The sequence below is a fragment of the Paraburkholderia sp. MM5496-R1 genome, assembly GCF_050436205.1.
Classification (GTDB): domain Bacteria; phylum Pseudomonadota; class Gammaproteobacteria; order Burkholderiales; family Burkholderiaceae; genus Paraburkholderia; species Paraburkholderia tuberum.
The window spans coordinates 1318444-1340781 of record NZ_JBNDLT010000001.1; the positions used below are offsets into that span (position 1 = coordinate 1318444).

Annotated in this window: 20 protein-coding genes and 4 pseudogenes; 12 read left to right on the forward strand and 12 right to left on the reverse strand. The window is 64.2% G+C overall.

Features of this window, described 5'->3' with window-relative positions; all coding sequences use genetic code 11:
• Window positions 1–175 precede the first annotated feature (175 nt).
• Both OKW38_RS06340 and OKW38_RS06345 read left to right on the forward strand, forming a co-directional pair.
• Window positions 176–1554: pseudogene (locus OKW38_RS06340) on the forward strand (IS4 family transposase).
• Window positions 1555–1589: 35 nt separating this feature from the next.
• The gene (locus OKW38_RS06345) at window positions 1590–2264 is read left to right on the forward strand and encodes a zinc-dependent alcohol dehydrogenase family protein (RefSeq protein WP_244144774.1); all 675 of its coding nucleotides are present in this window, start codon (window positions 1590–1592) and stop codon (window positions 2262–2264) included.
• Between the two features lie 251 nt (window positions 2265–2515).
• Here the strand turns inward: OKW38_RS06345 and OKW38_RS06350 are convergent, their stop codons facing one another.
• From OKW38_RS06350 to OKW38_RS06365, 4 genes and pseudogenes are all read right to left on the reverse strand, one after another.
• Window positions 2516–3547 carry an Acg family FMN-binding oxidoreductase gene (locus tag OKW38_RS06350; protein ID WP_429360547.1) on the reverse strand — a complete coding sequence of 344 codons (1032 nt, stop codon included), beginning with the start codon at window positions 3545–3547 and terminating at the stop codon, window positions 2516–2518.
• Between the two features lie 142 nt (window positions 3548–3689).
• Window positions 3690–4337 carry a response regulator gene (locus tag OKW38_RS06355; protein ID WP_429332420.1) on the reverse strand — a complete coding sequence of 216 codons (648 nt, stop codon included), beginning with the start codon at window positions 4335–4337 and terminating at the stop codon, window positions 3690–3692.
• 432 nt (window positions 4338–4769) lie between these two features.
• Window positions 4770–5582, reverse strand: coding sequence for a universal stress protein (locus OKW38_RS06360; RefSeq protein ID WP_429360710.1), 813 nt, complete (start codon window positions 5580–5582; stop codon window positions 4770–4772).
• A gap of 9 nt (window positions 5583–5591) precedes the next feature.
• Window positions 5592–5846: pseudogene (locus OKW38_RS06365) on the reverse strand (universal stress protein); the annotation flags it as partial.
• 368 nt (window positions 5847–6214) lie between these two features.
• On the opposite strand from OKW38_RS06365, the gene OKW38_RS06370 reads away from it, so the two are divergent.
• The 3 genes from OKW38_RS06370 to OKW38_RS06380 all read left to right on the forward strand — a co-directional run bounded on the left by OKW38_RS06370 (window position 6215) and on the right by OKW38_RS06380 (window position 8456).
• Window positions 6215–6742 carry a flavodoxin family protein gene (locus tag OKW38_RS06370; protein ID WP_429360549.1) on the forward strand — a complete coding sequence of 176 codons (528 nt, stop codon included), beginning with the start codon at window positions 6215–6217 and terminating at the stop codon, window positions 6740–6742.
• A gap of 341 nt (window positions 6743–7083) precedes the next feature.
• Window positions 7084–7965: a F0F1 ATP synthase subunit gamma gene (locus tag OKW38_RS06375; protein ID WP_429360551.1), complete on the forward strand. Its 882-nt coding sequence runs from the start codon at window positions 7084–7086 to the stop codon at window positions 7963–7965.
• 248 nt (window positions 7966–8213) lie between these two features.
• Window positions 8214–8456 (forward strand): hypothetical protein, encoded by a 243-nt coding sequence (locus OKW38_RS06380; protein WP_184058754.1) that lies wholly within the window; start codon window positions 8214–8216, stop codon window positions 8454–8456.
• A 111-nt stretch (window positions 8457–8567) separates the two neighbouring features.
• Here OKW38_RS06380 and OKW38_RS06385 read toward each other — a convergent pair whose 3' ends face one another.
• Together OKW38_RS06385 and OKW38_RS06390 are read right to left on the reverse strand one after the other, a co-directional pair.
• Window positions 8568–10229 carry an AAA family ATPase gene (locus OKW38_RS06385; RefSeq protein WP_429360552.1) on the reverse strand — a complete coding sequence of 554 codons (1662 nt, stop codon included), beginning with the start codon at window positions 10227–10229 and terminating at the stop codon, window positions 8568–8570.
• Entirely contained in the window at window positions 10226–10534 is a 309-nt protein-coding gene (locus OKW38_RS06390) for a hypothetical protein (protein WP_429360553.1), read from the reverse strand. Before OKW38_RS06390 ends, OKW38_RS06385 begins: the two co-directional genes overlap by 4 nt.
• A 174-nt stretch (window positions 10535–10708) precedes the next feature.
• Here OKW38_RS06390 and OKW38_RS06395 point away from each other — a divergent pair, with 174 nt between their 5' ends.
• From OKW38_RS06395 to OKW38_RS06410, 4 genes are all read left to right on the forward strand, one after another.
• On the forward strand, window positions 10709–11659 hold the full coding sequence (locus OKW38_RS06395; protein ID WP_429354986.1) for an acetyltransferase: 951 nt from the start codon (window positions 10709–10711) through the stop codon (window positions 11657–11659).
• Window positions 11660–12082: 423 nt separating this feature from the next.
• Window positions 12083–12772 carry a CBS domain-containing protein gene (locus tag OKW38_RS06400; protein WP_429360555.1) on the forward strand — a complete coding sequence of 230 codons (690 nt, stop codon included), beginning with the start codon at window positions 12083–12085 and terminating at the stop codon, window positions 12770–12772.
• A gap of 56 nt (window positions 12773–12828) precedes the next feature.
• Window positions 12829–13092 (forward strand): hypothetical protein, encoded by a 264-nt coding sequence (locus OKW38_RS06405; RefSeq protein ID WP_429360557.1) that lies wholly within the window; start codon window positions 12829–12831, stop codon window positions 13090–13092.
• A gap of 49 nt (window positions 13093–13141) precedes the next feature.
• Entirely contained in the window at window positions 13142–13819 is a 678-nt protein-coding gene (locus OKW38_RS06410) for a phosphoribosyltransferase (protein ID WP_429360712.1), read from the forward strand.
• A 61-nt stretch (window positions 13820–13880) separates the two neighbouring features.
• Here the strand turns inward: OKW38_RS06410 and OKW38_RS06415 are convergent, their stop codons facing one another.
• Window positions 13881–15575 carry a ShlB/FhaC/HecB family hemolysin secretion/activation protein gene (locus OKW38_RS06415; protein ID WP_429360558.1) on the reverse strand — a complete coding sequence of 565 codons (1695 nt, stop codon included), beginning with the start codon at window positions 15573–15575 and terminating at the stop codon, window positions 13881–13883.
• A 74-nt stretch (window positions 15576–15649) separates the two neighbouring features.
• Between OKW38_RS06415 and OKW38_RS06420 the strand changes: the two genes are divergently transcribed.
• Both OKW38_RS06420 and OKW38_RS06425 read left to right on the forward strand, forming a co-directional pair.
• Window positions 15650–15772, forward strand: coding sequence for a hypothetical protein (locus OKW38_RS06420; RefSeq protein WP_262421512.1), 123 nt, complete (start codon window positions 15650–15652; stop codon window positions 15770–15772).
• Between the two features lie 245 nt (window positions 15773–16017).
• Window positions 16018–18051 carry a glycoside hydrolase family 28 protein gene (locus OKW38_RS06425; RefSeq protein ID WP_429360560.1) on the forward strand — a complete coding sequence of 678 codons (2034 nt, stop codon included), beginning with the start codon at window positions 16018–16020 and terminating at the stop codon, window positions 18049–18051.
• Window positions 18052–18255: 204 nt separating this feature from the next.
• Here the strand turns inward: OKW38_RS06425 and OKW38_RS06430 are convergent, their stop codons facing one another.
• The 4 genes and pseudogenes from OKW38_RS06430 to OKW38_RS06445 all read right to left on the reverse strand — a co-directional run.
• Entirely contained in the window at window positions 18256–18786 is a 531-nt protein-coding gene (locus OKW38_RS06430; protein WP_429360561.1) for a cytochrome b, read from the reverse strand.
• A 63-nt stretch (window positions 18787–18849) separates the two neighbouring features.
• Window positions 18850–19287, reverse strand: a complete 438-nt coding sequence (locus OKW38_RS06435) for a DUF6691 family protein (protein ID WP_429360563.1) — start codon at window positions 19285–19287, stop codon at window positions 18850–18852.
• A gap of 1 nt (window position 19288) precedes the next feature.
• A complete protein-coding gene (locus OKW38_RS06440) occupies window positions 19289–19720 on the reverse strand; it encodes a YeeE/YedE family protein (RefSeq protein ID WP_090811497.1) in 432 nt (143 codons plus the stop codon).
• Window positions 19721–19764: 44 nt separating this feature from the next.
• A pseudogene (locus tag OKW38_RS06445) lies at window positions 19765–20115 on the reverse strand (sulfite exporter TauE/SafE family protein); the annotation flags it as partial.
• Here OKW38_RS06445 and OKW38_RS06450 point away from each other — a divergent pair.
• Window positions 20030–21300 (forward strand): annotated as a pseudogene (locus OKW38_RS06450) (tyrosine-type recombinase/integrase); the annotation flags it as partial. The pseudogenes OKW38_RS06445 and OKW38_RS06450 overlap by 86 nt on opposite strands.
• Before the next feature lie 153 nt (window positions 21301–21453).
• Here the strand turns inward: OKW38_RS06450 and dapA are convergent.
• Window positions 21454–22338: a 4-hydroxy-tetrahydrodipicolinate synthase gene (gene dapA / locus OKW38_RS06455; protein ID WP_429360564.1), complete on the reverse strand. Its 885-nt coding sequence runs from the start codon at window positions 22336–22338 to the stop codon at window positions 21454–21456.

Sequence of the window (22338 nt, forward strand, 5' to 3'; positions counted from 1 at the left end):
ATCCCGTCGTTCTCGATGAATCAGTACTTCACCTAGGGCGAATGGCACTTACTTAAGCCTACATGGAGGAGAAGACGCGGGTAAGTGCTTGAAGAGAAAGGGAGGGGGCTGATCCAGGGATTGATACGATGGTTGTTACCAGGCAAACACCGTCTCATTCCAAAGATCAGCCCCCATGGATCGTAATGCACGAAGTCATCACAGGCAAACACGAAGCAGGGTTCAAAGCCGGGCGTGCAGGGCCCAGGCGGTAGACTACTTCAACATACTGACGAGCCCGGGGCTGTTGGGCATAACGGAAGCGTATTTGCCAGAACATCGGGAACGGCTGTATCCGCCGACGGTGACACTGTCGATGTTCATGCGCCAGGCGCTGGAAGAGGACGCCTCCTGTCAGAAGGCAGTCAACGGGTGGGCGGCGCAGCGAGCTGCCGACGGGCTGCGGCCCATGAGTGTGCGTACGGGAGGCTACTGCCGCGCTCGCCAGAGACTGCCGCTGACGATGGTGCGGGAGTTGGCGCGCGAGACGGGGCGCCAACTGCATGAGCAGGCCGAGGCTGCCTGGAAGTGGCGCGGGCGCCCGGTCAAGCTGGTTGACGGCACCGGGATCTCGATGCCCGATACGCCGTCGAACCAGGCCCGTTTCCCGCAGTCCAGTGCTCAGGCCGAAGGAGTGGGCTTTCCATTGGCCTATCTGGTTGCGGTGATCTGTCTGGCAAGCGGCGCAGTACTGGAGTCGGCGGTCGGAACTTACGCGGGCAAAGGCAGCGGGGAGCTGACGGCGTTTCGCATGCTGCAAGGCACGTTTCGCAAAGGTGACGTGATCGTCGCCGATGCCTTGTACTGCCACTACTTTCTGATGGCCTCAATGATCGCCGCCGGGGTGGACGTCGTGATGGAACAGCATGGGGCACGCCGCACCGACTTTCGGCGAGGCCGGTCCCTGGGCACGCGCGATCACATTGTGACGTGGCCCAAACCCCGGCAGCGTCCCGACTGGATGACGCATGAGCAGTACCAGGCCTTCCCCGATGAACTGATGGTGTGCGCGAGTCCAGGCTGCATCACCGGGTGCTGGTCACCACGATGCTTGATGCACGCAAGACCAGCAAACAGGACCTCTCGCAGTTGTATGCCAGGCGCTGGAACGTGGAACTGGATCTACGTAACATCAAGACGACGATGGGCATGGATGTGCTGCATTGCCAGACTGCCCACATGAACGAAAAGGAGATCTGGGTCCATCTGCTGGCCTACAACGTGATTCGGCTGCTGATGGCTCAGGCCGCCAGTCACCATGCCACTGACCCGAGAACACTGAGTTTCAAACACACGGTGCAGTTATGGACTGAATGGCTGGCCAGAGGTCTGACGGCAACTCACAACCAGAGTCTCCTGTTCAACCTGATCACGCAGTCTTGCGTTGGGAGTCGCCCCGGTCGCATCGAACCACGAATGCGCAAACGAAGACCGAAGTCCTACCCATGGCTGAAAGAGCCTCGTCACATCGCACGTGAGCGCGTCCAAAAATATGGGCACGCTCCACGGGCTTAAGTAAGTGCCATTCCACCTAGGGCGAAGTCATCATCGTGCCGGACCATGCAGTCGTCAGGCACCCGAAATCTCTTTCCTTCGCCGAGGCCGCGTCGGTGTGGATGATGTTCGTCACCGCATATGGCGCGCTGATCGAAGATGCGAAGGTGGGCGCCGGCGACTATGTCGTCATACCGGCCGCTTCGAGCAGCGTTGGACTGGCAGCGATCCAGCTAGCGAATTACGCGGGGGCGACGTCGATCGCGGTCACGCGCCATGCCGGCAAGCGACAGCAGTTGCTCGACGCGGGTGCCGCACACGTGGTCGTGACGGACGAGTCGGACCTTGTCGAAGCGATCATGCGGATCACGGATGGAAAGGGGGCTCGCGTCGCTTTCGATCCGGTCGGCGGCCCGAACTTCGCGAAACTGGTCTGGGCGCTGTCCTTCCAGGGGATCGCATATCTGTACGGCGCTCTCGACGAACGTGCCACGACGCTGCCCGTGCTGCCGATGATCGCCAAAATGATTTCCGTGAAGGCGCACAACATCTGGCTGACGAGTGGCGACCCGACGCGCCGAAAGGCTGCGGTGGAGTTCGTGCTCAAGGGGCTCGAAAGCGGCTCGCTGAAGCCGGTCATCGATCGCACCTTTGGGTTCGACGAGATCGTCGACGCGCACCGCTACCTCGAAACCAACGGGCAGTTCGGAAAGATCGTGGTAACGGTGTAGCCCGCGAACCGACATTGAGGTGAGGCAACGCGCTGCTTTTCCGCTTGATATCGTTGCTGGCCGCGTTCGCTCAAGCGCGGCCATCGCGAAGTGCTGAGGTCCAGTTCATGCAGCATGTGGCGGCATTGGGGTAGCGCATGACATGGCGATTCTTCGGTCGGATCGCCCAGGCCGGCGTTGGTCTGGCTGTCGCGCGACTTTCATCACGGGCCCATCGGTACCGTTTCCACGCGTGCCCGGACTCACGCGTGTCAGGACACCACATCGGCCAGCGGCCGCCTCGGCGCATGACTGACGCGCGGGCCGCGGCCGACGCGGAGCAGAAGCTGCGGAATCGCCTCCGTTCCCAGCAGCGTCCGGAGCCGCTCGCGCAGCGGGTCCACTTCGATCGGCTGGTTCAGGTAGGAAGCGGTCAGTCCCGCGGATGCCGCGACCAGCAGCATCCGCTCGAGCGCCTGTCCCGCCGCGAGCCATGCCTCGCGGTCGTCGCGCATCGTGGCGATGCCGACCATCAGCGGCGAGCCTTGCACGAGGTGCTGATGCGTAGCGGGCTGTCCCGCGCCCACATCGAATACGCGGACGGCCAGGCTGACGAGCGGCGCCGCGAAGTCGAGCAATGCTCCGACAGCGGTACCGTAAGCCGGCATGCCATCGTCGCGCCGGCGCGGGTGGATCCAGCTGGCGAGCTCGCGACGGAAGCGTGGGTCCGCGAACTGCGCGTGATCGGCGTCGGCGATCAGTTGCGCAAGCGCCTCGCGTGCGGTCGTTTGCTCCACGCAACAGGCAATCGCGCCCTCGTCGTCGCAGGCGTCGCTGAGCTTGCGTTGCAGTGCGGCCGGAACGGCTTCGTCGGCGAACGGCGCACGCGTCGTCACGCGCGCCGTCAGCGCGTCGAAGAGTTCGCGCAGGTGGGGATCGCGAGGCCCGTCGCGCGACACGCGCACGAGCGCCACGATGTCGGGGTCGGCTTCCGATGGAAACAGCGTGATCGCATAAGCGAGACCGAGACGGCACAGCGCCACGCGAAGATTGAGCAACGCCGCGCCGCAGCTCATCAGAAGTTCGCGATCGAAAGGATCGACCACGGGAAGCGCGCGCATGCGGTCGGCGCAGATCTGTACGGTCTCGCCGTCGACGATGAACCGCCACGGTTGCGTGTTGTGATTCGACGGCGCGAGCACCGCATAATGCAGCGCAAAGCGCAGCTGCTGTTCCAGTGGCGTGGAGGCGTGGAAGTGCGGTTCGCCGATTTCCCACGCGTCATGTTGGGCGGCATCGTTCATCTCGAAGTCTCCTTTCGGATCGTTCCCGCGAGCACGCGGTTCGTGTCGTCATCGTGTCGCCGGGTACCGTGGCAGGTTTGTGGCAGGTCGACGTTTCAGATGTCTCGCGTACGCTTTGCGCGGGTCTCGCAGCGCAGAAGCGCTACAGGTCGTTTTCGTCGTCGAACAGCTTATGGCGGATCGCATAGCGAACCAGCCCGTTCTCGTTCGGCATCTGCATTTTTTCGAGGATGCGCGTCTTGTGCGTGCTGATCGTCTTCACGCTGACGCATAGTTCGTTGGCGATCTCGGTGATGCTCTCGCCTTCGACGAGGCGCCGGAACACGTCGAATTCGCGATCGGACAGCCGCTGGTGCGGCAGCGCGTCGGCAGGCTCGTTGAGGTTCTGGGCAAAGCGTTCGGCCATCGCGAGGCTGACATAAACGCCCCCTGACGCGACTTTCGTCACCGCGCCGACCAGTTCCGCGCTCGCGCTTTCCTTGGTCAGATAGCCGGACGCGCCCGCCTTGAACGCGCGCACCGCGTATTGCTGCTCGGCGTGCATCGTCAGCACCAGAATCCGCAGGCCGGGTTTTTCCTCCTTGATCTGCTTGATCAGTTCGATGCCATTGCGCCCCGGCATCGACAGGTCGAGCACGAGTACGTGGGCCTGCGTCGCGCGAATCAGCGCGATCGTCGTCGCGCTGTCGCAAGCTTCGCCGGCCACTTCGAAGCCGCTCGCCTGCTGCAGGATATGGCGCAGTCCGTCGCGCACGAGCGTGTGGTCGTCGGCCAGCAACACCTTGATCATGGGGTGATCTCTCCCGGTTGCATCCATTGCCAGGGAAACCTGACCGCAATCGCGAAATCGGCGCTTTGCGCTGTATCGATCTGGATGGAGTCGCCGAGCATGGGCGCGTGTTCGCGCACGCCGATCAATCCGAACGGTATTTCGTGACCGCTGGCTCAAACCGTCTCGCGATCGGCGTCTCGTTCACGATCTATTATCCGCTATCCGTGGCGGGCAGTCGGGCCGTTTGTGTGAGATGTCACTTCGGCCGTGTTTCGCCTTCGCCTGGCGGCGACTTTATTCAGCGCTTCCTGAACGAGGCGGAAGGACGGTGTCGCGTTTCGCTGTGAATGGTTCGCATTGAGCGGACCGAGGCGGCGCCGGAGTTGATGCGCGGCGCCGGCGTGTACCGCCCCACGCCGCGCAGCAGCGTTCGTTCGGCACGGCGTCCTGTCAATGCGCCATTAGCACGGGCACCGTCATCGATTCGAGCATCGTTCGCGTAACGCCGCCCCACACGCGCTCACGCGCACGCGAATGGCCATACGCGCCCATCACGAGCAGATCGGCATGTAGATCCGACACCCGGTTCAGCAGCGTCGCGCCCGTGCCGGCGATGCCGAGGCGCGGCGTCGTCGAGAACGACGCGCGCACGCCGTGCGCTTCGAGCCATGCCGCGACGTCGATCGCGCTGGGTCCCGCTTCATGGTCGTGCGTGGGCTCGACGACGGCGACGCCAACGAAGCGCGCCCGTTCGAGCAGCGGCATCGCGTCGGCGATCGCTCGCGAGGCTTCGCGGCTGCCGTCCCACGCGATCAGCACGTTCTCGCCGCGCGTCGGCACGGCGCCCGCGCGCGGGATCACGAGCGCGGGACGCCCCGCGCCGAGCACGACCTCGCCGACGAAATGCCGGTCGACGTAGCTGGCGGGATCTCGCGGGTCGGGCTGGCCGAGCACCAGCAGGTCGGCGTGCCGCGCGTGAAGCGTCGTCACGGCGACGGGGGAGCCCTCCGGCGCGCGCCATTGCGCTGCGCGGCCGGCGCGCTCGGCCGCGGCGAGAAATGCATGCCGCGCCGTCTCACGGCGATCGGTCGCCAGTGCGGCGCGTTGGGCAACGAAACCGTCGTCAGTGCCGAACAGCGGTTTCGCGAGGCCCTCGCACACGACATACAGACCGATCAGGTGTACATCCCAACGCTGCGCAAGATCGAGCGCGAGCGCGACGCGAGTGTCGCAGCGGCGGCTGTCGTCGATGTGAACGAGCAGGGTCTTAGCTCATGTCAGTTCCTTTTCGGCTGAGGCCGGGACGGAATGGTCGACTGGTTCGGCGCCTGCATGGGCCGGAATCGTCAGAACCGGGCAGCGGGCACTGCGCAGCACGTGCTCGGCGACGCTGCCGAGCACCAGTCGTTGAACACCACGGCGGCCGTGCGTGCCCATCACAATCGCGTCGGCGTGCCATTCGAGCGCCGCCGCGACGATGCGCTTCGCGACGTCTTCGCCAGGTGTCGAGGCTTCCACCGTGCGTGGCTTGTAGCTCATCGCCAAAGCGCCGTGACGGAACGTGGGGACACCGGCGTAAGCCCGTTGTCAAATGGAATCTATGGGCCGGCCCGGCGCGACTATTGACGCAGATCAAGCGCGCCGATGCCGCACGCCAGTTGATGTAGGTCAAGCGCTGCCGGCTGCGCGCAAATACAGTGATAGCAGCGGACGTCGCGCCGTAGCGGTGCCTGCAGTTGCGTGCCGTCTGTGGAGGGCAACGATCACGGCCAGGGAATGTTCCGGTTAATCCGGGCTGCGTTCACACCCCGGCTCGGCGTGCGCGCTTCGCGCACGCAACGAGTGACGCCCAATTGGCGGACGGAGCGCCCAGTGTCTGCCGCCGGAGAAGGAACATGACCGAGCATTGCGGGATTCTGATCGTTTACTACTCGCGAACCGGCACCACGCGACGTGTTGCCGAACTGCTCGCGTCCGAACTCGACGCCGACATCGAACCGATCCGCGAACGCGCCGGGCCAGGATCGCGTGATGGCGCACGCGGCTACGTCAGATCGGTGATCGATGCGCTGTGCCATCGGCGCGCCGCCGTGATGCCGGCGCTGCTCGACGTCGCCGCGTACGACCTGGTCGTCGTCGGTGCGCCCGTCTGGGCAGGCGGCGCGTGCGCGCCGGTTCGGGCGTGGCTGGAATCGAACGGAGGACAGATCCGTCACCTGGCGCTGTTCTGCTGCGAGGGCGCGCGCGGCAGCGGATCGGCGCTGAAGCAGATGTCGGAGGCGGCGGGCAAGACGCCGCTTGCGGCCTGCGTGATCAGCGGCAGCGATCTGTACCGCCGCAGGGACGCCGACAAACGCGACGCGTTCGCGCAGAAGATGAGGCAAAGAATGGCGGCGCGGCGGGAGACGGAGTGGCTGGTGTAGCGCGGGCGGTCGCACGCGCGGTCGGGAAGGATGCAACTAAACCCGCAGCGAACCGCGCAACGCGCCGAAGTCGGTGCGTGGATGACGGTGCACCGGCGTTGCGTCCGGTACCGTGAAAGCCGGCTTGTCGAGCTCCGGACGAATGACATTCGCGAGGTCGAAAGGGAAACGGTGACGCGCCGCGTCGTAGCGCCGTGCCGCTTCGTCATAGCGCTCGCGCGCGAAGGCGATGGATCAGCTTGCATGCTGGGCGGGCCGCTATCGTGAGGGAGTTGCGGAGCCGCTCGTCGAGCGCGCGATGCACGAACGTGCGCGCGCGGCGCAAGCAGCAGGGAGTCCCGATGAGCAGCAAGCTCAGTGAGATCGAAAGCCGCACCGCTTCGGCGCGGCAACTCGAAACGGTGATTGGCGCGATGCGCGGCATCGCCGCCGCGCGCGAGCGCGAGGCGCAGGCGCGGCTCGCGGGCATCCGCTCGACGGCGGCGACCGTCGGCGAGGCGATCGGGATGGTGCTGGCGGCGGCGCCGTCGGCCGACCCGGCGGCATCCGCGCCGCCGGAACACGCCGCGCGCATCATCATCGTGCTATGCACCGAGCAGGGTTTCGTCGGCGGCTTCAACGAGCATCTGCTGGCGCGCGTCGAACGACTGAAGGCGGACGAGCCGGGCGAGATTTTCATCGTCGGCACGCGCGGCGTGATGCTCGCCCAGGAACGCGCATTGCATTACGGCTGGTCCGTGGGAATGGCCTCGCACGCGGAGGACGTGATGCGCGTGGCCAGTCAGCTCGCGGACGCGGTGTTCGCGCGCTTTCGCGATCAGGCGTCGTCGCAGGTGTGGCTCGTGCACGCGACGCCCGGCCCCGGACTCGACGAGCGCATCGTGACGCGACGGCTGGTGCCGTTCGATTTCACGCGCTTCCGGGTGGCGTCGCGCGGGCAGGCGCCGCTTTTGAACCTGCCGCTCGACGGCTTGCTGAGGGGCCTCACCGAGCGCTACGTGCACCTCGAACTGTGCGAAGGCCTGATGCAGTCATTCGCGGCGGAAAGCGCGGCGCGCGTCGGGGCGATGCTGGCGGCGAGCCGTCATGTGAAGGACCGGCTGCAGGAACTCACGCGCGACTATCGGATCGTCCGGCAGGACGAGATCACCGCCGAAATCGCCGAACTGGCCGCGACGGGCGCCTGCGTGCCGCCGGCTACGTCGGCACGGGGGCAGTCGTGAAGCGCGCCGCGTGCTGGCTCTGCGTGTCGCTGCCCGGTTCGGTGACGTGCGTTTGAGCCTCGGCGGTGGAGCACGGACCGTGTCGTCCGATCGTTCAACTGGGGTCAGCCGATTCCTACGACCGGCGACGACGGACTAACCCCGTTTCCACCGTCGCTGATTTAGATAACGCCAGCCGTTGCCGATAATAGATTCGACGACACGCCGCGATGTCCGGCGCCAAGGTCGGCGAGTCCAGGGAGGCGGCAATGAACGACACCATCATCCCGCTGCGCGCACTGGTCGAGAAATGGCTTGCGCCGACCGGCACGACACCGGCACACGTGGTGCGCACGGGCCGCCTGGCGATCACCCGGGCGCGGTATGTCTGGCTCGAAGGCGCGATTTCTTCGAGACCGCTGACGATCGTATTTTTCCGGCACGGCAAGGGTTCGTGGGACGTGTTTCCGCCCGTTGAACAGGCACCGGCAATGAGCGCGCGCTACTTCTAAGCGCCCACCGGTATCAACGGATCCGGTGAAGCATCGGCCAGCCGTGATCGACTCGGACGCGACCTCGATCACGCGCGCAGATCAATGACTCCGCTTCGCGTCGGAACACGATCAGGGGGTCGCAAACGGCGCTGACTGCATCAGTGCAAGCACGGGTCGCCAGAACGCGGGGGAGTCGAACGCCGCCATCGGTACCGCGGTGTCGAATGACAAGGTCAGCGCCCGTTCCGCCGGCGTCAGTGCGTCGGCGCTCGCGAGTTGACGCGCGAGCGTCGCGGTGTCGGCGTCGGATAGATCGCGCGGACCATGCCGGCGCGCTTCGATGCGTTGCGCGAGCACCGTTGGTTCGGCACGAAAGTCGAGAATGCGAGCCGGTACGCCAAGCCGTTGGGCGAGCGCGAAAAACGTGTCGCGGTGACGGAACTCGAGAAAGGTCGCGTCGACGATCGCGCTGTGGCCGCTTTGCAGCACGCGGTGCGCGAGTCGAAGAAGGTGGTCGTAGATCGCGTGACGTGCAGCTGGCGTGTAGTGTTCGGCGCCAAGCGAGGTTTGCGCGTCGGGCGCCGGCCGCGGACGCTTGCGTTCGGCATCGCTCGACACTCGCACCGCGCCGCACAGGTCCGCAAGGGCCCGGCTCGCGACCGATTTCCCCGAACCGGAGTAGCCATGACACAGCAGCAAAACGGCTCCCGGCTTCTGCGTTTGCGCCCGTGCCACCTCGAGGTAGCGCAGGGCCGGATCCGGAATGGCGACGCTGCGGCCCGCTACGTATCCCGCTTTCAGGCACGCGACCCACGCCCGCACCAGCGCGCGATAGGCGACGTACAAAGGCATCAGCGACAGCGCCGCATAATCGCCCGACGTTTCCAGCCAACGGTTCAACAGTCGATTGGCCAGACGGGGCTCCGCTCGCGCGCACAGGTCCATCACGAGAAACGCGACGTCCGCTGCGACGTCGATCCAGCGTAGCGCATCGTCGAAGTCGATACAGTCGAACATCGCGATTGCGCCGCGCCAGCGAACCACGTTGTCCAGATGCAGATCGCCATGGCAGCCCCGCACGAAACCCTCGGCGCGGCGCCGCTCGATCAGCGGCGCCAGTTGGTCGAGCTGTCGCGCGCACCACGCGGCAATACCGGGCAGCGCGGGATGGCTGCAATTGGCCAGCAGCGCCGCGTTGATCGTTTCGATCTGCGTTCGCACCAGCGTGGCGCTCCCGTAGCGCGACGACGGCGCGTTGCGGGGCGCCCTCAGGTGATAGTCGGCGAGCCGCTTCGCCGCGCCGTCGATGTCGCGCGGCGTCAGTGCTCCCTTCGCCGCGAGACTCGAAAAGAGCATCGCCTCGTCGAAGCGGCGCATCTTGACCGCGTGATCGACTGTCACGCCGCCGTCCCCGAGTGTCAGCACGCCGGCGTGGCGCGCAATCGGCAGCACGCCGGCGTAAATACCTTGCGCGAGTGGCCGGTTCAGACGGAGCTGGGCTTCGCAGCAGCGCTTGCGGGTCGCGGTGGCGGTGAAGTCCGCGAAACCCGGGGCGACGGGTTTGATGATCTTGTACGCGAAGCGCCCGGCGAGATACACGACGGATATGTGCGTTTCGACCCGGACGATCCTGCCCGCCGGATGACGGTACGTGCCCGGCCTGCGCAGCGTCGCGTCGAGTCCGCGCACGCTGCGGCGCGCGGCGCGGACCCGGTTGGCGAGATGCTGGATGCCGCGCATGCCTGCATTGGCGCGTGGTGAAGAAAGCTTGCGGCTTCGTGGCGAACTCATGCCGCACTCCACCTCGCGGGCAGCTGCGCGCCCATTTCTCCGTGGCGACCGCTCAAGTCGACCGAGCCCGCGACAACCGGGCCGGAATTCGCGACGAGCGGCACGCCGGGCGCGCGTTCGACGATCACGCTGCGGCCGCCGAAACCAGGCATGATCTTGACGGCCTCGGCGAGCGCATTGACGCCATCGAGCAGCCATTGCCGGGCGTCATGGTGAAGCACGAGCGTCTCATTCGGCACGGTTGACCTCCGCGTAGTGGGACGGCCGGCGCCCGCCTTGCGCGCGAGCCGGAATCGTCTACTCATTTAAGCCATCGGGTATGGTAACCGGCTTGATCTGTATCAACGAGGCGGTAGCCGGGCATCGCCAGTCGGTCGGCAACTGCCTGTACGCTTCCATACGAAATGGAGCGTGGGTCACCGTTTGACCGCAGTCAAGCCGCGTGCGATCGTGGCGGCAACGCGCCGGTGGAGCAGCGGATGAAGCGATTCGATATTTTCAATGGCGATGCCGACGGCATCTGCGCGCTGCATCAGTTGCGGCTCGCCGAGCCTGCCGACACCATCCTGATCACGGGAGCCAAGCGCGAGATAACGCTTCTGCAACGCGCGAACGCGCAGCCGGGCGACAGCGTGACCGTGCTGGATATTTCGCTCGACTCGAACCGCGAGCCACTCATCGCGTTGCTGGATCTTGGTGTAAAGATCGACTATTTCGATCATCATTTCCCCGGTCCAATCCCCGCACACGCGCTGCTGACGACGCATATCGATACGTCACCGGATAGGTGCACTGCGCTGATCGTGGACCGCCATCTTCAAGGCCGGTACACGCGATGGGCGGTGGTCGCGGCCTATGGCGACAACCTGCATCGGGCAGCGCATCGGGCCGCCAGTGCGTGCGCGGTGAACTCGTCCGATGAGCGCAAACTGCGCGAACTCGGCGAAGCGATCAACTACAACGCCTACGGGGACAGCGTCGTCGATCTTGCCGTCGATCCTGTCGAGATGTATCGCGCCATTCAACCCTATTCGGACCCCCTCGAGTTCATTGCGTCGACCGGCGTGCTGCCCGAACTGCAGGCGCGACGAACGGAAGACCTCGAACTGGCCTTGGGACTCGCGGTAACGCGGCGGCTCGCCAATGGAACGCTGCACATTCTTCCCGACGCGGCGTGGGCGCGGCGCGTGCGAGGTGATTTCGCCAATCTCGTCGCGCGACGCGACCCGGCGCGAGCGCACGCGGTCCTGACGGCCGGCGCCGATGGCCGATACACGGCGAGCGTACGGGCTCCGCTCGATTGTCCGCGAGGCGCCGACGTCCTTTGCAGGAAGTTCGGAGGAAACGGCAGGGTCGCTGCCGCCGGTATCGACGGGCTCGATCGCGCGCGGCTCGACGAATTCGTGACAGCGTTCAGCGTTGCGTTTTGACGCGACGTTCGTGGAGCGGGTGACCGGTAATTCACCGCCGCATCGCAGTCGGCAGTGCGAATTCCCCAGGTGGCGCATCGACATGGACGTCGTCACCGTCGCCTGGACAGCGGAGGGCGGGCTTGATGCTTGATGCAAATCAACAATGGTCCGCCGCTACGCATCGATCATTGGGCTGTACTCGAACCCGGGGCTAATCACGAGTGGCCGGATCTTTGCGATAGGCGCATGGCACGGCGGAATCGACGCGTTGCAACGACTGGTCGACGCGGACTCCGTCGCGGCGGCACGCCGCGCGAGCGGATTCGAAGTTGGCGCCGAAGGGAGCACGGCGACGCGTCCTTCAGCGCCTGTCAATTGCTTCGCCTCGCGCCTGCCTGCACCCCTGTGCGACAGCGCAGGGCACTCGATATGGAGATCACTATGCAAGCCTCGGACATCATGACGACCCGGGTGGTTTCAATCGCAGCGGAAAGTTCGGTCTATGACGCGGCAAAGCTGCTTGCCGACAGCCGGATCAGCGGCATGCCCGTCGTCGACGACGCAGGCAGCGTGATTGGCATCGTCAGCGAGGGCGATCTGCTCCGGCGCATCGAAACCGGCACCGAAACGCAGCGGCGCTCGTGGCTCGCGGAATTCCTCGCGCCTACGCGTCAACTCGCGGTCGAGTATCTGAAGGAGCGTTCGATTCGGGTGCGTGACGTGATGAGCGCCCCCGCCGTCACCGTCGACGAATCGACGCCGCTTGGCGCGGTCGCCGAACTGCTTGGGCGCAAGCACATCAAGCGGTTACCGGTCTTGAGCAAGGGCAAGCTCGTCGGCATCGTCAGCCGGGCCAATCTGGTGCGCGCGCTCGCGAGTTGCGCACCCGCGCAGCTCGATGCGCAACCGTCGGACGATCAGATTCGCAGCGCGATCACGAAGGAACTCGACGAACATCGTTGGGCGATGGCCGCCGACGACCTGATCGTCACGGACGGCGTCGCTCATTGCTGGGGAGCGGTGCGCTCCGAGGAAGAACGTCAGGCGATCCTCGCCGCCGCCGCGCGGGTGCCAGGGGTAAAAGGCGTAAAGGATCATCTGGAATATTCGGTCGCGTTCACGCCTATGTGAACAGGGGCGCGGCAAATCGCGGGCATTCCGGCATGTTCTGCACGCCGTGCCGCGTCATGGTCCCGACGCAGTGCCTGGACCTCGACCGTCCGTTCCAGACGTCGCAGTTCTTCCGCTCGGTGACGATCTTCGCGCCATCGCGCTACAACCGTGATTTTCTGATCACGGTCAACGACGAGTTCGCATTCGTGCCGGGGTTTTCGTCGGATGGCGCCCCGGGGTTCTCGGGCACGTGCTTCGGAAGCGGTGGGGTATCGGCATCGCCGGCGAGACCCGTGAAAACTTCTCCGTTCAGGAGGACGCTTGATGCGGCCGATTGATGGCATAGTGGCTCTGGCAACGCGCACCGACGTTGCGGGAGGAAAAGCGATGGGCAACCTGTTTCGCGACCGCGCCGACGCTGGCAGACAGCTGGCCCACGCACTGCGCGACTATCAGGGTCGCGGCGATCTGGTGGTGCTGGCTCTGCCGCGCGGCGGCGTTCCTGTCGCGTTCGAAGTCGCACGGGCATTGCATGCGAAGCTCGACGTTCTCGTCGTCAGAAAGCTTGGGGCGCCGCAAGACGAGGAACTGGCGATGGGCGCCATCGCGACGGGGGGCGCCCTTCATCTGGAAAGGTCGGTGCTTCGCGAACTGCAAATCCGTGACGCCCAATTGGCCGACGTGATCGCGCGCGAAACAGCCGAACTCGCGCGCAGGGAACTGGCGTACCGTGGGGAATGCCCGCCGGTGCCAGTACAGGGCAAGACGGTGATCGTGGTCGACGACGGCATCGCGACGGGGGCATCGATGCATGCGGCGCTAGACGCGCTCCGCAGCAGACATCCCGCTCGGATCGTGGTGGCGGTCCCGGTGTCGCAATCCGATGCGTGCACGGCATTCGAAGGAATCGCGCACGCGTTCGTGAGCGTGCTGCAGCCGGATTGGTTGATGGGGATCGGCGGGTTCTATGTGAATTTCGACCAGACGACCGATGAAGAAGTCCGCGCCTGTCTCGCCGCCGCGCGCGGTTGGGAGCCCGAGCAGGGCTCGGACTCGGCCGGCTGACGGCGCAATGAAGGCAGACACGGCGGCGGGCCGTGTCGAACATGGGGCATCTATCGACGGCTCACGTTCCGACCGACACGTACAAGAGCACGATCGGCGCCTTCGAACCGTTAGGTGTCGCCGAGCGTAATGGCGCGCCATAGGTGCAGCGCAAATCCACGAATCTCGACCATTGGACGCGCACGCCCGCGCCGACGCCCGCGAGCAGACCGGGGTTAGTTTCGGCCGGCTGGTCGATCGTGCTCCATACGCGGCCCGCATCGAAAAACACAAAGGGTTGCACGACTGCGTTGCTCGCGCCGAGCGAGATCGCAGGCGTGCGCACCTCGGTCTGAATGTTCCAGCCGCGATCGCCCAGCGTGACGTATGGGTCGTAGCCTCGCACACTGGACTCCCCGCCGAGCCCCATCTCCTCGCTCGGTAATAACGTGTTCGGCGTCCACTGGAACGTTCCGTTCGTGATCAGCGTGAAGCCAGCCCCAAGCGCGGTGGCACGAGACGCTGTCAACTGCATATAGACGTAGCGGGCCGTCGCGCCCTGCCGCGCGGCGTTAAATGCCGAATCCTGATTGTTGCCATCCAGTCCGCCCGGACTGGCGACGAGTGTCGCCGCGGCGTGCGCCGTGCCAGCCTCGGTCGGTTTGCTGATGTCGTAAGACAACACGAACTGATGTATGTGCGTATTCGAGTTGAAAACCTGGGAGCCGCCAAATTCCAGATCGTTGTTGCTGCGCTTGAAGTCGTATCCGATCTGGATCAACTGTGTCGTGTCCGTGATGGTCGGCAGACGCAAGTCGTAGCGAAAGCTGAGCTGCGCAGAAATGCCCGTTTGCCCATACGTGTCGGGCAACCGTGGCGTGCTCTGCGCGTAGACGCCGAACAACTCGATACTGTCGAGCCAAGGCAGCGGCGCCGTGTAGTTCAGCGCGTGCGCGGTGAAGCGGGCGCGGTTCGGGCGGCCTTCGATATTCGGATTGCCGCTGAAAAAATCGTTGCTGGCCGTGAATTGATAGGCGATCTGCTGATCGAGACCAAGCAGGTTGCCGTAGCCTATGCCTGCAAAGAACCGATCACGGCCGAGCTCCGGCACGCCTTCATTGTCGTAACCCGCGCTTACGCGAAGCGGCAGCCGGTCTTCGGTTTGCAACACGACGTCGGTCGTGTCGGCGGCCTCACCGGGCGCAAAAACAGCATCGACCCGTCGATAAGGATTCGCGTTGAGCACCGCAAGTCCCTTCGAGACCGCCGATTGCAGGATCGGTCCGCCGGGCTCGAGCGGCATTTCACGTTCGAGAAGCCTGCTCGAAAAGTAGGTGTTGCCGCTGGCATGAACCCGACCCAGTCTGAATTCGGCAATGGCGATACGCACGACACCCGAGCTCACGTCCTGTTCCGGCACGTAGACGTCGACGAGCGGCTTTCCCGCCGCCCGATAACGCGCGACCACGGCGCGGCGTATCTCGGCGAGGCGGCCGAAGGTCAGCGGCTTGTCGAGGTCCGTGGCGAAGCTCCGCAGGAAGGCGGCGTCGAGTACGGGCAATCCTTGCGCGACGATACGACCTTGCTGCCTCGGCGATGCTGCCGCGGACGCGCCGGCTGGTTCGAAGACGAGCCCGGCAAGCCGCTCGACAGCGATCCGTGCGGACTCGGCCTGCGCTTCCGGGGAGGAGGGTGACGACGCGCTTCGCGGCGCCTGCGGTGCGGGTTGCGGCGCGAGGTCGCGCCATGCCTGTGCCGCTACTGGTGAGGTCTGCATGATGCCCGCAATGCACGTTGCGATCGTCAGGACAGCAGTGCAGGCGGCGGATCGCGATTTCATCGATCGCTTATATGCAAAGCGCTGTGCCTATTGGCAGCCTGGCAGCAGGCTGCGGCGACCAGCAGGCCGCCGCCCTCAACCCGATGTCGCGCATGCAGTACGAGCCTTCCGTCGTTCATGGCGATACCTATTAACGGGTGTGGTGCATCGAATCCGGAGCCGCACGTCGAAATTATTCTAGTCGAAGCGCCTGCGCGAGTTTCCAAAAGCGACCCGAACCCTCTTCACTCCTCGCGAATGCTGTCGAGGAAACATTTAGTAAGGGTTTCCACCGTGTGTACTGACCCGCGTCTTGTCTTTACTCTTCTAGACTTGTCATACAACATGCGCGATGACGATTCTCTCGTGCGCCTACAACTATTTGTCCGGAGGGGACTCCATGTCCAAGCTGTCGTGCGATCTTGATAAAAATGCGCCCGCAACGGGCGACACCTTGCGCATTTCGCGCCGTGGCTTCATTGGCCTCGGAGGCGCGCTCGCCGGCAGCGCACTCCTGCAGGCTTGCGGCGGCGGAGTTTCCGCTGCCGCGGCAGGCGGAAGCAGTAGTTCCACGCCAGCGACGGGAAGCACGCCGTCAACGGCTGCGGCCGACCCGATCTGGGGTCCCAACGGCTCAGCGACGAACATCATTAATGCGCTGCAGAAAATCACGCAGAGCGCGTTCCCGGCCGTCGATTTCCAGGTCGAACAGTACGGTGCGCAACCGTGCGCGGTCATTGCCCAGGCCAACCCCTACACCGGAAGTTCATCGCCCCTGAGTACGGGGGCGGGCGCGACCAACGCACCGGGATCGTTCGATTCACGTCCCGCTTTCCTCGCGGCAATCGCAGCCTGCAGTGCAGCCGGTGGCGGCCGGGTCGTGGTGCCGGCGGGCACGTGGTATTGCGCGGGTCCCATCGTGCTGCAGAGCAACGTCAACTTCCATCTGAGCGCGAACTGCACGATCTATTTCAGCCCGAATCCCGCCGACTATGCGAAGGACGGTCCGGTCAACTGCGGCGCCAACGGCAATCTGTACTACAGCCGCTGGCAGGCGAACGACTGCCTGAACTTCGGCTCGCCCGTGTACGCGCGAAATGCGAACAACATCGCGCTGACTGGCGAGGGCCCGACCTCGGTGCTGAACGGTCAGGCGATGACGCCGTTCGCCGGAAGCGGAAACACCAGCACTTGCTGGTGGACCTACAAGGGTTCCAGCGGCGCGTACGGCTGCGCGGGGTCGACCACGCCGTCCCAGGCCTATATGAATCCGAACAACGTCGATCTGATGGTGGTCGCCCCTACCATTTCGGCCTCGCTCTACACGCTATTGACCAATCCGGCTACGCCGTGGCAGCAAGACCAGAACTACCTGCCGGCGCTCTCCGAAGCGGGCGTGCCGGTCGCGCAGCGCATCTTTGGTCTCGGCCACTATCTGCGGCCGTGTATGGTTGAGTTCATCGGTTGCACGAACGTGCTGATGGAAAACTACCGAACCAACAATACGCCGTTCTGGCAGCATCATCCGACGGACTGCACGAACGTCGTGATCCGTGGCGTGACAGCCGACAGTATCGGACCGAACAACGACGGCTTCGACCCCGACGCCTGCAACACGGTGCTGTGCGACAGCGTAACGTTCAACACCGGCGACGACTGCATCGCGATCAAGTCAGGCAAGGATCTCGACACGGAGTACGGACCCGCGCAGAACCATGTGATCCAGAACTGCATGATGAATAGCGGTCACGGCGGCATTACGCTCGGCAGCGAGATGGGTGGCGGCGTGCAGAACATCTACGCGCGCAATCTGACCATGCTCAATCAGTTCTGGGCAACGAATTCGCTGAACATCGCGATCCGTATCAAGACGAACATGAACCGTGGAGGCTACGTCAAGAACTTCTACGTGAACGGCGTCACGCTCCCGCACGGCGTGAGCCTGACAGGTGGAGGCTACGGCAGCAAGATGCTGACGGGCAGTCCGATCAACGGCACCGTGCCCATCGGTGTGGCCACCGCAACAGCCGCCAACCCGTCCGCGTCTCAAGGCGGCCTGATCACGTTCGATTGCGATTACCAGCCTGCCGCCGATGCGATTCGCACACGCCCCGCGCTCATTGACAACGTCAACATCACGAACGTCAATGCTTCGAACGTGACATTGGGCAGTACAACCGGCTCCTGTTTCCAGGCCGTCGTTGCGCAAGGTCCAGTTGCGTTCGACTACAACGGTCCGGCGCCTGCGCCGACCGTACCGGCAATCACGGGAGTGACGATTTCCAACTGCGACTTCGGCACGCCTGTGGCCGCAGGCCCCGCGAGCGCCAGCACGCCGGGTCCGATCTACCTCTACAACGTGCACGACATTACGTTGCAGAACGTGATCATCGCTGGGCAGACGCTCAATCAGACGCTGTCGGATCCGCGTTAAATACGACGAACCAAAGAGCGGCGAGGCGCCGCTCTTTGGCGTCGCACAGCTAGAGTGAAGTCGTCGCGCGGGGGGCTCTCAAGACGAGCCACTTTGCAGCTCGCTCATCAGGCTCGCCGCGTAGGCCGGAATATTCGGACCTTATGTCGTCACTCAGGACATGGCGGAAATCAAGTCGTTCCAGCTTGGGCGATATGTGTCGCGCTAGATCTTCATGCGCTGCAGAACGCGGTCGCCGGCGACGAACTGATGAAACATCGCCGCTGCGATATGCAGGCAGATCACGCCGAACAGCACCCAGGCGAGGACGCCGTGAACATCGCCCATCGCATGTCCGAATGACGAACCCGGTGCCGACAGTGAGGGCAACGAAGCAAGTCCGGCGAGGCGGACCGTCCATGTGCGCGACGAAGCGTTGATCCAGCCGAGCAGCGGCACCAGCACGAGCAGCACATACAGCGCGAGGTGCGTGAGCTTCGAAGCGGCGCGAAACAGCGGTGGCAGGTTGTCCGGCGGCGACCGATGAGTCACGCGCCACAGCACCCGCAACACCATCGCTGCGAGCAGTGCGGTGCCGACGCCAAGGTGCCAGGCGATTTCGCCGTCCGGCACGGTATCGCGGTGCACGTCGGGCATCGTCCAGCCGATCACGAACTGCGCGGCAACCAGCCCGACGACGAGCCAATGGAACAAACGTGCGACGATGTCATAGCGGTGTTCAGTGGAGACTTGCATAGGGGAGCCTGTGAGTTGGATTCAGTCGAAACAGATCGTACACGGCCGCGCCTTAAGGCCAGGTTAAGGGGCAGTCGCCAAGGCCGCCTGTCTGCGCCGTTCCAACCACTCGAAGACGGCCATTCCCGCGATCATCGCCGCCACGAACACCCACGCTTTCACCGACCCGAGTCCGAGCGCGACGAGCGCCGGGCCGGGACAGAACCCTGCAATTCCCCAACCGACGCCGAACGCGAGGCTGCCCACCATCAGCCTTCGCGTGACGGGCGTTGACGCGGGAATCTGCATCGGCAATCCGAGCAGCGACTTGCCGCGGCGCTTCGCGATCGCGAAGCCGATTGCTGCGACAGCCACCGCGCCGATCATCACGAACGCGAGCGACGGGTCCCAGCGTCCTGCGAAATCGAGGAAGCCCAGCACTTTGGCGGGGTTGGCCATGCCCGACAACAGCAGGCCGAAGCCGAACAGCAGCCCGCATACGAATGAAACGACTGTTGCCATCCTAGGCTCCGAGAAGATGTCGCATGATATAGACGGTGACGAAGCCGGCCGCCATGAACGTCGCCGTCGCTACGAGCGAGCGCGTGGCGCCGCGTGAAATGCCACACACGCCGTGTCCGCTCGTGCAACCGCTGCCATAGCGGGTGCCGATGCCGACCAGAAAGCCGGCCGCGATCACGGCCGGCCACGACGCGTCGACGGTGATCGCGACGGGCGCACCGACCGCGCGCGCGATTACCGCGGCAGCGACCAGCCCGGCAACGAAGGCGACGCGCCATGCGCCGTCTTGCCTGGTCCAGCGCAGCAGGCCGCCGACTATCCCGCTGATTCCGGCGATGCGGCCCAGCAAAAGCACCATCGCCGCAGCCACGGCGCCGATCAGCAGGCCTCCGCACAGGGACGCGAGCGGGGTGAAATGGTCGAGATCGATCATCGTTCAGGTTGACTGTCGTGTGGGTTGGAGGGAAGCGGCAGCGCTTACATCAGCGCCGCTTTGACCAGCAGGCAGAGCGCCACGCAGACGAGGATGCTCGCAAAGCCCAGTTGCACCTGACGCGCGGCGATGTGATGCGATGCAAGCCGTCCGCTGAGCATACCGGCGGCGGTGGCGCCAGTGAACCACAACGCGACTTCGAGTGGAAGCGTTGCGCCGTGCGTGGCCGTCGCGAGAACGCCGCCACTGTCGACGAGTGCGATCACCATCAGCGAAGTCGCGACGATACCGTGCATCGACAGGTCCGTCAGCTTGCGCATCATCGGCACGATGATGACGCCGCCGCCGACACCGAGCATCCCCGTCATCAATCCCGTCAGCGAACCGGTGGCCGCGAGCGCGGCTGCGGTCGGCCAGGTCCAGCGAAAGCGGCCGGTCGCCGTGCGGATTCCACGGCGGCGCCGCTGGTGGACAGTAATCGAAGGGCTGGGGCGTGACGGTCGCGCGACAGATCGAAGCGTTCTTCGCGTTTCATCCGCAGCTTTCCGAACGCGCCCGAGCCTTGATCGCCGTCGCGCAACCGAGCGGCATCGTGCCGTGGGAACAATTGAACCTGCCTCACGAGGTCGATGGCTCGCGGTGCAGCTTCCGGGCACCGCGGCATGCCTGCACGCTGAACGCGACAAACGACTACGAGGCGGTGCAGGCGTGGCTCGCACTACACGAGACCGCAGCCACGCAACGCGCCTACAGGAAGGAAGCCGAGCGCCTGATCCTGTGGGCCATCGTCGAACGCGGACGGGCACTGTCCTCGCTGACGACCGATGATGCGATCGCGTACCGTGCCTTCCTGCGCCGGCCGACACCTCGCGAGCGCTGGGTTGGTCCGCCTCGATCGCGCGATTCGGTTGAATGGCGACCCTTTACGAGAAGGCGAATGGGCGCTGCTACGCGCAATCGCGGACAGCCTCGAGTGGTCGTACGGGTGGTCTGAGCCGGCGGGACAGCGACTACGTTTCCTGCTGGACTTCGGCTATGCGACGGGCCTGCGCGCAAGCGAACTGATTGGCGCCGTGCTGGCCGATGTCCGTGTTGACGAGCGCGGCGATCACTGGCTGCATCTGGTCGGCAAGGGTGGCAAGCCCGGCAAGGTGGCGTTGCCGCCGCTTGCGCGTACTGCGCTCGACCAGTATCTCGTCCGGCGAAAACTCCCAGTTACGCCGGAACGCTGGAATCCGAAGACGCCGCTGGTCGCCAGCCTTGGCGAGGACGGTAACGCCGGCATTGCTGGCTCCCGCCTGTGGCGCGTGATGCGACGATTCTTCATGCAGGCAGCCGACGTAATCCAGCCCGAACAGCCTGCGACCGCCGACAAGCTGTGCCGCGCGAGCTCTCACTGGATGCGCCACAGTCATGCGAGCCATGCTCTCATACGTGGTGCTGAATTGACGACTGTACGCGACAACCTTCGACATGCTTCAATCGCGACGACTTCGATCTACCTGCATGGCGACGAAATCCAACGCGCGCGGCAAATGAATCAGGCCTTTGCCGCCCGCAAACAGAGGCTAACTCGCTGAATCAAAACAATTTCGAAAATTTCTGCAGTTCTGGCTTACAAGCCCTGTCAGGTCCGGTCCAGGCTAATACAATTAAGGTACTCGATATCTGGATCCCTATCGTTCGTGGATTGAAAACGCAAGGCAAATCATTTCCAATGCAAAACCGTGGCGCTAAGTCTCTTCCAACTCATCCAATACAGACGCCAGGGACGGTTCGTGCTCATTTGATAGCCACGTCATCGGCAATCTAATTCCCGAATCGATCAGGCCCATTCGATGCAGAACCCACTTGACCGGTATAGGATTCGGTTCAACAAAAAGTTGATTGTGCAACCCGGCGAGCAGGCGGTCCGTATCTCGAGCTGCTCCCGGATCTCCAGCAAGCGCATATCTGCACATCTCAGCCATTAACCGGGGAACTACGTTTGCCGTCACTGATATAACGCCCCTGGCACCTGCCAGAATAGCGTCACAAGCAAACTTGTCTTCACCGCTGAACACATTGAACGTTTTGCCGCAGCGTTCCAACAGCTCGACGGTCCGACTCGCCGTCGCCGCTCCGCTGGCCTCTTTAATGCCTACGATATTCTTGCATCGGTTGGCCGCTTCCTGAACGCTTACCGGCAACATATCGGTACCGGTTCTGCTCGGGACGTTATAAAGGATCACCGGCAGATCGGTTGAATTCGCCACCCGCACATAGTGTTCCACCAAGCCTCTTTGCGTCGGTTTGTTGTAGTAAGGCGTCACTGAAAGGATACCTTGACAACCGAGCGCCGTGACCGCCTCCGTAAGTACAACTGCTTCCCGAGTCGAGTTTGCTCCAGCCCCAGCGATGACCGGAACTCTTCCGTTCGCAGCCTTAATTGTCCTTTCTATCACGCGCAGATGCTCATCGACATCCAGAGTCGGCGATTCCCCTGTCGTTCCGACACTTACGATTCCGGCAGTGCCGTTCGAGGCATGAAAATCAACCAGTCCTGATAGTGAATCCCAGTCTATCGAACCATCAGCAAACATGGGAGTAACCAGCGCAACCACGGATCCGTCAAACAT

Coding starts and splice junctions, on each gene's coding strand:
- OKW38_RS06440 (WP_090811497.1), bottom strand. CDS start 19,720: ATGATCGATCTCGACCATTTCACCCCGCTCGCGTCCCTGTGCGGAGGC.
- OKW38_RS06415 (WP_429360558.1), bottom strand. CDS start 15,575: ATGCAGACCTCACCAGTAGCGGCACAGGCATGGCGCGACCTCGCGCCG.
- OKW38_RS06370 (WP_429360549.1), top strand. CDS start 6,215: ATGACCGAGCATTGCGGGATTCTGATCGTTTACTACTCGCGAACCGGC.
- OKW38_RS06425 (WP_429360560.1), top strand. CDS start 16,018: ATGTCCAAGCTGTCGTGCGATCTTGATAAAAATGCGCCCGCAACGGGC.
- OKW38_RS06390 (WP_429360553.1), bottom strand. CDS start 10,534: ATGAGTAGACGATTCCGGCTCGCGCGCAAGGCGGGCGCCGGCCGTCCC.
- OKW38_RS06430 (WP_429360561.1), bottom strand. CDS start 18,786: ATGCAAGTCTCCACTGAACACCGCTATGACATCGTCGCACGTTTGTTC.
- OKW38_RS06350 (WP_429360547.1), bottom strand. CDS start 3,547: ATGAACGATGCCGCCCAACATGACGCGTGGGAAATCGGCGAACCGCAC.
- OKW38_RS06395 (WP_429354986.1), top strand. CDS start 10,709: ATGAAGCGATTCGATATTTTCAATGGCGATGCCGACGGCATCTGCGCG.
- OKW38_RS06385 (WP_429360552.1), bottom strand. CDS start 10,229: ATGAGTTCGCCACGAAGCCGCAAGCTTTCTTCACCACGCGCCAATGCA.
- OKW38_RS06405 (WP_429360557.1), top strand. CDS start 12,829: ATGGTCCCGACGCAGTGCCTGGACCTCGACCGTCCGTTCCAGACGTCG.
- OKW38_RS06355 (WP_429332420.1), bottom strand. CDS start 4,337: ATGATCAAGGTGTTGCTGGCCGACGACCACACGCTCGTGCGCGACGGA.
- OKW38_RS06420 (WP_262421512.1), top strand. CDS start 15,650: ATGCAAAGCGCTGTGCCTATTGGCAGCCTGGCAGCAGGCTGCGGCGAC.
- OKW38_RS06435 (WP_429360563.1), bottom strand. CDS start 19,287: ATGGCAACAGTCGTTTCATTCGTATGCGGGCTGCTGTTCGGCTTCGGC.
- dapA (WP_429360564.1), bottom strand. CDS start 22,338: ATGTTTGACGGATCCGTGGTTGCGCTGGTTACTCCCATGTTTGCTGAT.
- OKW38_RS06400 (WP_429360555.1), top strand. CDS start 12,083: ATGCAAGCCTCGGACATCATGACGACCCGGGTGGTTTCAATCGCAGCG.
- OKW38_RS06380 (WP_184058754.1), top strand. CDS start 8,214: ATGAACGACACCATCATCCCGCTGCGCGCACTGGTCGAGAAATGGCTT.
- OKW38_RS06375 (WP_429360551.1), top strand. CDS start 7,084: ATGAGCAGCAAGCTCAGTGAGATCGAAAGCCGCACCGCTTCGGCGCGG.
- OKW38_RS06410 (WP_429360712.1), top strand. CDS start 13,142: ATGGGCAACCTGTTTCGCGACCGCGCCGACGCTGGCAGACAGCTGGCC.